This window comes from Mesorhizobium sp. M7A.F.Ca.AU.002.02.1.1 (assembly GCF_003998535.1).
Classification (GTDB): domain Bacteria; phylum Pseudomonadota; class Alphaproteobacteria; order Rhizobiales; family Rhizobiaceae; genus Mesorhizobium; species Mesorhizobium ciceri.
This window is the reverse complement of the sequence record NZ_RZPB01000851.1, coordinates 1-2,391: the sequence shown is the minus strand read 5'-3', so window position 1 is coordinate 2,391 and position 2,391 is coordinate 1. Positions and strand designations below refer to the sequence as shown.

The following is a 2,391-nucleotide window of genomic DNA, read 5'->3' as shown; positions in this document are numbered from 1 at the left end:
TCGAGGTGCCGGCGATCATCGATCCTTCGATGCCGGCTTCATCCAGCGCGCGCAGCACGCCGATATGCGCCCAGCCGCGGGCGCACCCGCCACCCAAGGCGAGCGAAATGCCTGTTTTCTTTTGGGAGTTCGTTTCGGACGCGCCGCCTGACGAGGACAGGCCGTTGGCCTCCCTGACATCTGGTCTGTTACGCAATGACGCCCACTCGAGCATCATAATCTCCCTTGTCCCACGGCTACTATACGAGCGGGGCGTATCGAAATGATGAATCTGTGTCGTCGGTGTCAGGCAGAAGGTTCAAGCTGTTGGTTTCCGATACGTGTTTTCCGCATCGAACAGCGGCTTGCTGCCGTCGATGGCAAGCGTCCCTTTGCCGTCGACCAGCCCCACCGTCCGATAAAAGCATGAACGCCGGCCAGTGTGACAGGTTGCGTCGTGGCCCAACACTTTGACGCGCAACCATATGGCATCCTGGTCACAATCCGTGAGCATCTCGACGACATGCTGAAAATTGCCTGATGTTTCGCCCTTTTTCCAAAGCGCGCTGCGCGAGCGCGACCAGTAGTGGGCGATGCCGGTCTCAAGCGTCAGCGCCAGTGCTTGCGCGTTCATATGCGCAACCATCAACAGCATGCCGTCCGCGGCGTCTGTCACGACGACCGTGACCAGCCCGGCTGCATCGAAGCGCGGCGAAAACACCGCGCCTTCCTCGAGAGCCTTCTTGTCCGACGGAGCTTTTGGAAATTCCAGTGCCGACATCGCCGGTCCTTATTTTGATGGCCGGCGAGGGCCGATCAGACCCCGCCGCCGCGCACCATGGTGACGAAACGGACCTGCTCTTCGGGCGTGTCCTTGAAAACGCCGGTGAAGGTCGAGGTCAGCGTGGTTGATCCCTGCTTGCGGATGCCGCGCATGGCCATGCACATGTGCTCGGCCTCGATCATGACGGCGACGCCGCGCGGATTGAGCACGTCCTGGATGACGCCGGCGATCTGCGCCGTCAGCGCCTCCTGGGTTTGCAGGCGGTGGGCGAAGATATCGACGACACGCGCGATCTTGGACAGGCCGACGACCTTGCCGTCCGGAAGATACCCGACATGCGCCTTGCCGATGATCGGCACCATGTGGTGCTCGCAATGCGAATGGAATGTTATGTCCTTGACGATGACCAGGTCATCGTAGCCGGCGACCTCCTCGAAGGTGCGGCCGAGCTCGTCGGCCGGGCACATGTCGTAACCACCGAACATTTCGCGAAAGGCCTTTGCCACCCGCTTCGGCGTGTCGACCAACCCTTCGCGGTCCGGATTGTCGCCGGTCCAGCGCAAAAGTGTGCGCACGGCGGCTTCGACTTCGGCTTCGCTTGGCCGGTCGGTGACCGGCTTTTCCATATAGGCTGACTGTGGCATGAGCTTCTTGATGACGGCATCCATAAAGGCGTCTCCCGTAGTCCCTCTCGGCGGAGGAACGAGTTGAACGGACCACGACCTTTCGGTGTCGGAAACTCGCCCCGTTTCCAGCCCCGTAAGCGGCGTGAACTTCCCGGCAAGGACATTGGCTTTCGTCGTTCTTGTCGATACCGGACTGCCAGCATTATATAAGGTCATAGCGAGCGAAAGGAAGACACGACAGCGGCAATCGCTGTTCGCTTGGCGGCGACGGATTGGAAAATTATGATAAACGACGTCTACAACGCGAAAATTCTCGGTTTTGCCGGAAACATCGCCCGCATCGGCCGTCTCGATCATCCTGACGCGACCGCCAAGGCGCACTCCAAGCTATGCGGTTCGACCGTCACCGTCGACCTCAAGATGCAGGACGGCGTCGTCACGGACTTTGCCCATGACGTGAAGGCCTGCGCGCTCGGCCAGGCGTCGTCATCGATCATGGCGCAGCATGTCGTCGGCGCGAGTGCCGAGGAATTGCGCGCGGTGCGCGACTCCATGCTGAAGATGCTCAAGGAAAATGGCGCCCCGCCGGACGGCCGCTTTGCGGATCTCAGATATTTGGAGCCGGTGCGCGACTACAAGGCGCGGCACGCTTCGACCATGCTGACTTTCGATGCCGTGGTCGACGCGATCGGCCAGATCGAGAAGAAGCGCGCCGAAGAAGCGGCCTGACCTTGGGATTTGGCCGTCCACGGTGCGCAGGCTTCGCGCAGGCGCCCAAATCTTTGCTGCCACTGCTTGGCATTTGGCTGGACAGGAACCGGGCCAGAAGGGTTTAAACCTGCGCTTCCAGCGCCCGCCTGCTTTCGGCAAATTCGCTTCTGAGCCAGTCGGCGAACGCGGCGACCGGCTCCGAGAGGTCGTGCAGGTTTCTGGCCACCAGCCAATAGGCGCCGGATGCGTCGCTTTCAAAGCAGGCCGCCTTGCTCGGACATGGCGTGGCAT

General features: G+C 61.1%; 4 protein-coding genes. 1 reads left to right on the top strand and 3 read right to left on the bottom strand.

From position 1 onward, the window contains the following. From EN879_RS32290 to folE, 3 genes are all read right to left on the bottom strand, one after another. Positions 1-214, bottom strand: a 214-nt coding sequence (locus EN879_RS32290) for a patatin-like phospholipase family protein (RefSeq protein WP_348631514.1), incomplete at its 3' end; no start/stop codon positions are given. Positions 215-298: 84 nt separating this feature from the next. Continuing rightward, a complete protein-coding gene (gene hisI, locus EN879_RS32285; RefSeq protein ID WP_013531983.1) occupies positions 299-760 on the bottom strand; it encodes a phosphoribosyl-AMP cyclohydrolase in 462 nt (153 codons plus the stop codon). Positions 761-795: 35 nt separating this feature from the next. Next, positions 796-1,431, bottom strand: a complete 636-nt coding sequence (gene folE, locus EN879_RS32280; RefSeq protein ID WP_013531982.1) for a GTP cyclohydrolase I FolE — start codon at positions 1,429-1,431, stop codon at positions 796-798. A 240-nt stretch (positions 1,432-1,671) separates the two neighbouring features. Here folE and EN879_RS32275 point away from each other — a divergent pair, with 240 nt between their 5' ends. Continuing rightward, positions 1,672-2,118: an iron-sulfur cluster assembly scaffold protein gene (locus EN879_RS32275; RefSeq protein ID WP_063167874.1), complete on the top strand. Its 447-nt coding sequence runs from the start codon at positions 1,672-1,674 to the stop codon at positions 2,116-2,118. The last annotated feature ends 273 nt before the right edge of the window (positions 2,119-2,391 follow it).

Excerpts from the sequence above, each read along its gene's own strand:
- hisI (WP_013531983.1), bottom strand. The coding sequence starts at position 760 with ATGTCGGCACTGGAATTTCCAAAAGCTCCGTCGGACAAGAAGGCTCTC.
- folE (WP_013531982.1), bottom strand. The coding sequence starts at position 1,431 with ATGGATGCCGTCATCAAGAAGCTCATGCCACAGTCAGCCTATATGGAA.
- EN879_RS32275 (WP_063167874.1), top strand. The coding sequence starts at position 1,672 with ATGATAAACGACGTCTACAACGCGAAAATTCTCGGTTTTGCCGGAAAC.